This is a genomic window from Flavobacterium sp. (genome assembly GCF_044373165.1).
In the GTDB taxonomy this organism is placed as follows: Bacteria; Bacteroidota; Bacteroidia; order Flavobacteriales; family Flavobacteriaceae; genus Flavobacterium.
On sequence record NZ_JBILQL010000100.1, the window covers coordinates 1 to 7,388 of the forward strand.

Consider the following 7,388-nt stretch of genomic DNA (forward strand, 5'->3'; position numbering starts at 1 on the left):
GCTAAACAATCGTCCATGGGTAACAAAAACCCATAACGATTGATACCTTTTTTGGAACCTAAAGCTTGTGCAAAAACGTCACCCAAAGCAATCCCGACATCTTCAATCGTGTGGTGTTCGTCGACATACAAATCGCCTTTTACAGTAATGTTCAAATCGATATTGCCATGTTTGGCAATTTGGTCAAGCATATGGTCAAAGAAGCCTAAACCGGTGTTGATGTTGCTTTTCCCGTTGCCATCCAAATTGATTTCAACAGCAATTTCAGTTTCTTTTGTGGTTCGAATGAGTTGTGCTGTTCGAGGTTGCGCTTTCAAAAATTGGTAAATCGTTTCCCAAGAAGCAGTAGACAAAATCGCTTGTTCATTCGCTTCAGCCGAAATAAAAATCGCCTGACTTCCTAAGTTTTTTGCCAATTGGATATCGGTAACTCTATCGCCTATGACAAATGAGTTTTTCAAGTCGTAATTGCCTTTGACATATTGTTGTAACAAAGCCGTTCCGGGTTTTCGCGTGGGTAAATTTTGCTCCGGAAACGAAACATCAATAATCACATCGGCAAATCGGATACCTTCATTTTCAAACGCTTTCAGCATTTTATTTTGGGCAGGCCAAAAGTTGTTTTCGGGAAAAGAATCTGTTCCCATGCCATCTTGGTTGGTGACCATAACCAACTCATAATCGAGTTCTTGTGCGATGCGCGATAAGTATTGAAAAACTTGAGGATAAAATTCCAATTTTTCCAAAGAATCGACTTGAAAATCAATCGGAGGTTCAACGATTAACGTGCCGTCGCGGTCTATAAATAATACTTTTTTCATGTGGTAACTAATTGCAGTGCGTACACTAATTGTTGGTTTTCTCTTGGTGTTCCAATGGTAATTCGAATTGTGTTTTGAACTACTGAACTTCTATTGCGCGTGATGATTTGTTGCTCGATTAAACTATTGTAAACCGCAGTGGCATTTTCCATTTCGACTAATAAAAAATTAGCTTCCGATGGATAAATTTTGGTTACAAAATCTAAGGCTAAAAGTGATTTTTTAAGCAATTCACGTTCGGCTTTTATCAAGTCAACATTCGCTTTAAAATTAGCTTCGTCAGCGAGCGATTTTACAGCCGCTTCTTGGTTTAGCTGACTCACATTGTAAGGCGGTTTTACTTTATTCAGTACCGAAATGATAGTTTCATTGGCATAGGCAACTCCGATACGAACGGCCGCTAAACCACGAGCTTTGCTAAACGTTTGTGAAACTATCAAATTAGGAAATTGCTTGATTTTAGAAACCAATGACGGTTGGTCGCTAAAGTCGATGTAAGCTTCGTCTAGAAAGACAATTCCGTTAAAGTTTTCAATAATGTATTCGAGATTTTCCAAGGCATTTCCGGTCGGATTGTTGGGTGAACACAAATACAAAATTTTGGCTTTTTCGGCTAAAATCGCTTCGGTATCCAACTGGAAATTTTCGTTTAAAGGAATCGAAACGATTTCCAGATTATTGATGTTAGCATACACTTCATACATCCCATAAGTTGGCGGACAAATGATGATTTTATCTGCTGCGGGTTCGCAAAAAATGCGCTGTACCAAATCGATGATTTCGTCGCTTCCGTTGCCGATTAGTATGTTTTCAAGGCATACTTTCTTCTGACTGCTCAAGATTTGTTTCAACCGCCATTGGTACGGATCGGGATAGCGGTTTAAGTTGCCGAACGGATTTTCATTGGCATCTAAAAAAATTCCTTGATTGCTTTTGTATTCATCTCTCGCACTTGAATAGGGTGTGAGCGAAAGAATGTTTTTCCGAATGAGATTATTGATATTATCCATTTTGTAATTTTTTTAATCGGATGGAAACGGCGTTTTTGTGTGCGGCTAATTGTTCTGCAGCAGCCATGAGTTCAATCGTTGGACCAAGGTTTTGTATTCCATTTGCAGTCAATTTTTGAAACGTGATTTTTTTGACAAAACTGTCTAATGAAACACCGCTGTAACTCTTGGCATAACCGTTGGTTGGTAAGGTGTGATTGGTGCCGCTGGCATAATCTCCGGCGCTTTCGCAACTGTAATTTCCAATAAAAACCGAACCCGCATTTTCGATGAAACTGATTTTGTTTTCGGCGTCTTCGATGGCTAAAATCAAATGTTCCGGCGCGTAAAAATTACTGAATTGGATTCCGGTTTGAATGCTATCAAAAACCAAGGCCCGACTATTTTCCAGTGCTTTTTCTACAACCGATTGTCGTGGTAAGAGTGCTTTTTGAGTTTCAATTGCTGCAGCAACGTTAGCCACAATTTTTGCTGAATTGGTAACCAAAATCACCTGACTGTCACCACCATGTTCGGCTTGGGAAAGCAAATCGGAAGCCACAAAATCGGGATCAGAATTCTCATCCGCCAACACCAAAAGTTCACTCGGACCGGCCGGCAAATCGATGGCCAAACCTAGTTGTTGCGCGTATTGTTTGGCCGCAGTTACGTATTGATTTCCGGGGCCAAAGAGCTTGTCAACTTTTGGAATTTCAGCAGTGCCTAAGGTCATCGCAGCGATGGCTTGGATACCGCCGACTTTAAAAATTTGCGTCACACCTGTTAACTGTGCAGCATATAGAATGGCCGGATTTAGATAGCCGTTTTTATCGGGTGGTGAACATAAAATGATGTTTTGACAACCTGCAATTTGAGCCGGAATGGCCAGCATCAAAACGGTAGAAAAAAGAGGTGCTGTTCCGCCGGGGATGTATATCCCGATGGTGTTAATCGCACGACTTTCCCGCCAGCAAAACACACCCGAAGTGGTTTCGATTTTGATTGGCATTTCTTTTTGCGATTGGTGAAAACGTTTGATGTTTTCGGCGGCGGTTTGTATGGCTTTTTTTAGATCGGATGGTGTATCCGCCAAAGCTGTTTCTATTTCGACTTTAGTAACTTTTATGTTGTCCAATGTAACGCCGTCGAAATATTGGGTGTACTTTTTAACGGCTTTGTCGCCGTTTTTTTGAACGTCATTGAAAATCGATTTTACGGTTTCGTTTAAGTCAGCTGTAGCAAATGTTTTGCGTTTGGCTAAATCTTCCCATTGTTCGGGAGTTGGGTTTATGTATGTTTTCATATTTTTTGAATTTGTTATCGAATCATTTTTTCAATCGGAATAATTAGAATGCCTTCAGCACCTAGGTTTTTGAGTTGTTCTATAATTTCCCAATAATCGTCTTCTTGGATGACCGAATGCAAGCTGCTCCAATCTTTGTTGACCAAGGGTAAAATGGTCGGTGATTTCATGCCCGGAAGCAAAGAACAGATACTTTCGATGGCCGAATTGGGCGCATTTAGCAAGATGTATTTGTTTTGTTTGCCTTCGCGAACCGATTGGATTCGGAATAACAATTTGTTTAGGATGGCTTGGGTTTCCGGAGTCAGATTCGGGTTGGCAATGAGCACAGCTTCGCTTTTCACGACGGTTTCCACTTCTTTTAAACCATTCATCAATAGCGTACTTCCGGTGCTGACAATGTCGAATACGGCATCGGCTAGACCAATACTGGTAGCGATTTCAACGCTGCCGCTGATTTCTTCGATGAAGACATTGATGTTCTTCTGGGCGAAAAAATCGATTAAGATTTTAGGATAACTGGTGGCGATTCGTTTGCCTTCAAAATAACTTAAGTCGGTGTAAATTTCGTCTTTTGGTATAGCTAAGGACATGCGGCAACCGGCAAAACCCAGTTGCTGAATCATGTTTACTTCTTTGCCTTTTTCCCAGACTTCATTTTCGCCTAAAATACCGATGTCGGCGACGCCTTGTTCCACGTATTGGGGAATATCGTCGTCTCGCAGGAATAGAATTTCAATGGGAAAATTTTGGGCAACGGCTTTGAGTTTTCGTTCGCCATTGGAGATTTTGATGCCGCATGCTTCCAGCAATTGGAGTGACTTTTCACTCAGTCGGCCGCTTTTTTGAATCGCAATTTTTAAAGTACTCATTTTTAATTGGGAATAAAAGCTGAGTATATCGCGAAGTGTATAAATACAAAAAACCCGTCTTGATATACTCAGACGGGTTTTTAATTATGTTTTTGATTGGCTACAATACATCATTAACTCGCCTGGTTGCAAGAATGATGATGATGTAATTGAGCAATAATCGTTTTCATTTTTTTATTTTGATGAGGCAAAACTAGCCATAACTTTCTATACAAACATAACTTTTTACAAAGTTTAACATTTGTTCAGAATAGTTAGTAGCGGAAGATTCTACTAACAAGTGCTTTGATAAAAAGTATTTTAGGGCAACGCCAAATGACTTGCAAATCTTCAGTAAAAGAAGTTTCTTCATCCAGAAATTTAAAGATAACGGCTGGATTTCCCTTTTGAAACATAGCCGAAAAAATAGTCGAACCCAACTGGTTTTTGTGGTCTAAAATATCTAAAAGTAATAAATCATAAAACCAGAATTTATCGGTTTTATGGAATTTTGTTAAGTCGTTTTCTTTGGATAAAAATTGAACTAACGCTTTTGATTTTTTGACTGTGTTTTTAAAAGTATAACCGGTACTAGCTTTCGTCCAACCGCCGGCAGAACCAATGTTTAAGATGTTTTTCGAATTGTGTTGCCAAAACGGATAACACGTCATAGGGATATTGCCTTGTTCTTTTTCCAGTAATTCGTAATTCGTAATTCCTAATTTTTTGATGTAGTTTTTGATTTCTGATTCGTATTCTTCCTTTGGTAATAAGTCTTTAGAGAATAAAGTGTATTCCAATAAGGCTTCGGTTTTGGAAGTCGGCAAAACGTACATGAATCGGGTATTGCCTCGCTGTTCCACCGAAAAATCCATGAAAGTCGCACAATCGGGATTAAAAACCGGTTCTTTGCTTTTGATAAACCAACCGATAAAATGCTGGTGCAGAAACGGGTATTTCGTTTGGCGTTTAACCAATTCAGGATTGAAAATCGAGTTAAAAATTTGGTTACAAGTGAAACTTTCAAAGTCAGTTTTAACGACACAATGTTGTCCTAATTCTTGAAAATCGAGCACTTTTTGGTTGAGGAAAGTGATGTTTTCTTCTTTAGAAATTAATTTGAAAACGCTATTGTAAAAATCCAAGCCGTTGACCATTTTGTATTGGTACGGATGAAGATTTAGTTGTCTTTCAAAATGTTCATTTTTGAACCATGCTGCGTTCCATTTGGCGGAAGCCAGGTCGCTACATAAATCTTTATCGTCCCAAAAACACCAAGTTCGATCATTGGTTTTTTTGGAATTTTCGTCGATTAGTAAAATGGATTTGCTTTTAAATTTTCCCGACAATACCATTTCATAAACCGTCATCAAAGCGGATAAACCGGAGCCGGTAAAAATGTAATGGTAGTGTTTCATGCCTCAAAAATAGTCAATCTCTAATAATAATGAGTCAAACAAATGTTAATCCAAATGATAGCGTAATCCCAGAAAAAAGCGTGCGCCCTGATTGGGACCATAAGCATAAGTTGGATCAAAAGTTAGCCCGTAAGGATTTGTTGCGGTTGGAACAGCATTTCCATTGCCATCAAATTGCACATTTTGATCAAACGGGTCATTGGCTCGTGCAATCAAAAAAGGATTGCCGCGGTTGGGGGTCCAATTAAAAATGTTTTTTATTCCTGTGTAGATTTCGAGTTGGTGGAATTTTTTAAAAGTTAGTTGAATGTTTTGGATAGAAAACGGTAGCGAATATTCCCTTCTGGGATCGAGTTCACCCAACAAAGGCAAACGCATAGGACCTGTTACATTCCCGGTATAATCTAATGATAAAAACCAACGGGGAATTTCGTAATTGATGGCCCAATTCAAGGAGTACTTTTCAGTAAAAAGCGGAACCAATTTTTCGCCGTCTTGTTTGGTAATCGGATTATAGTAACTCGCACCAACCGTAGCTTTTAACCCAAAAGGGGTAATCCAATCAGCATTGGCACTAACTCCGAAAATAGTAGCATAACCATTCAGATTGTCATATACAATTTGGTTAGGGTTGAGGTCGTAATTGGCAAAAATTCGGTTGGTAAAATAGGTGTACCACGATGATAATTCAATATTCATCACCCCTAAATTTTCCAACTTGTATTTTTTCAAATAATTCAAGTTTAAGTTATAGGAGGTTTCGGGTTTCAAATCTTCCGTCAAAATAACATCTCTTGCGCCTGATAGTGCTTGATGGTCTTCTGTAAAAAGATTGACTACTCTGAAACCGGTTCCGAAATTGAAACGTAAAATATCATCAGGAGACGGTTTCCATTTTAGCGCTATTCTTGGGGTAAATATGGAGCCATGAGCTGAATTATAATCGTATCGAGCGCCTAATAAAACTCCGGTTTCTGAAGTCAGTTTGATGTCATCTTGAACAAAAGCGCTGTAGATTTTCGAATGGTCTGAAGTGGCTGTTGCCGGAGTGTTATCGTTATAAAATTGATAGCGAAAAGCACTGCCGAATAGGAGTGAATGATTTTGGATATTTTTATCCCAAAGGAATTGCCCGAACCCTATTTTTTGATTGGCAAAATAAAATGAATTGCCATAAACCGAATTTTGGTCATGACCTATAAACGAAAATTGCAGATACATTTTTTCTTTAACAGGTAACTCATATTTTCCTAACAGCTCAAATCGCGAGGTATAAATGCTTTCGCCATATACTTCATCACCTCCACGAAAACCTTTGTTCCATTGCATTTCGCCACCCCAACGATCTTCATATAAGTAACGTCCAACAATACTAAACTCTTTTTTTGATTTTCGGTTAATATTCCATTTGCTGAAAAAAGAGACACGATTTTGCAATGCGATATCCGTAAAGTTATCCTTATTGTTGTCTATAGGATTGTTGTAATAAAAGTAATTCACGCCAAAAAGGGCATCCGCTTTTTTACCCATAGCGGCTTTATATCCCAAATCGATATTGTTTTCCAACCATGAAGTAGAAAACATGTCGGCAGAAAATAAGGAACTATTTTTAGCTTTTTTGGTGATGATGTTGATCAATCCGCCAACTGCTTCACTGCCATACAAACTTGAAGCTGCGCCTTTAACAACCTCTATTTTTTCAATCATTGAATTGGGTATGCCCGATAAACCATAAACCGTTCCGAGCGCACTCACTATAGGCATTCCGTCAATAGTAACCATGGTATACGGACCATCAAGACCGTTTATTCTAATGTCGCCAGTTCCACACACATTGCAATTGTTTTGCGGGCGCAAACCGTTTACATTTTGCAAAGCATCAAAAACATTACTGGTTGGATTTTGTTTTAAGAAAGTAGTGGTAATCACTTCAACAGGAACAGGGTTTTCCAGTCGTTTGACGGCTTTTAGGGTGCCGGAGATGACTACTTCATCCAATTGTAATT

General features: G+C 39.0%; 6 protein-coding genes. All 6 read right to left on the reverse strand.

Annotated features, from left to right (window positions below):
- Positions 1 to 821, reverse strand: an 821-nt coding sequence (gene hisB, locus ACIQ32_RS10765) for a histidinol-phosphatase (RefSeq protein WP_396195693.1), incomplete at its 3' end; no start/stop codon positions are given.
- Positions 818 to 1,831 (reverse strand): histidinol-phosphate transaminase, encoded by a 1,014-nt coding sequence (gene hisC, locus ACIQ32_RS10770; protein ID WP_396195694.1) that lies wholly within the window; start codon positions 1,829 to 1,831, stop codon positions 818 to 820. The genes hisC and hisB, both read right to left, overlap by 4 nt.
- Positions 1,824 to 3,113, reverse strand: coding sequence for a histidinol dehydrogenase (gene hisD / locus ACIQ32_RS10775; RefSeq protein ID WP_396195695.1), 1,290 nt, complete (start codon positions 3,111 to 3,113; stop codon positions 1,824 to 1,826). Before hisD ends, hisC begins: the two co-directional genes overlap by 8 nt.
- Before the next feature lie 14 nt (positions 3,114 to 3,127).
- Positions 3,128 to 3,985, reverse strand: coding sequence for an ATP phosphoribosyltransferase (gene hisG, locus ACIQ32_RS10780; protein ID WP_396195696.1), 858 nt, complete (start codon positions 3,983 to 3,985; stop codon positions 3,128 to 3,130).
- Between the two features lie 254 nt (positions 3,986 to 4,239).
- Entirely contained in the window at positions 4,240 to 5,382 is a 1,143-nt protein-coding gene (locus ACIQ32_RS10785) for a lycopene cyclase family protein (protein ID WP_396195697.1), read from the reverse strand.
- A gap of 45 nt (positions 5,383 to 5,427) precedes the next feature.
- Positions 5,428 to 7,388, reverse strand: a 1,961-nt coding sequence (locus ACIQ32_RS10790) for a TonB-dependent receptor plug domain-containing protein (protein ID WP_396195698.1), incomplete at its 5' end; no start/stop codon positions are given.

Coding starts and splice junctions, on each gene's coding strand:
- hisC (WP_396195694.1), bottom strand. CDS start 1,831: ATGGATAATATCAATAATCTCATTCGGAAAAACATTCTTTCGCTCACA.
- hisG (WP_396195696.1), bottom strand. CDS start 3,985: ATGAGTACTTTAAAAATTGCGATTCAAAAAAGCGGCCGACTGAGTGAA.
- ACIQ32_RS10785 (WP_396195697.1), bottom strand. CDS start 5,382: ATGAAACACTACCATTACATTTTTACCGGCTCCGGTTTATCCGCTTTG.
- hisD (WP_396195695.1), bottom strand. CDS start 3,113: ATGAAAACATACATAAACCCAACTCCCGAACAATGGGAAGATTTAGCC.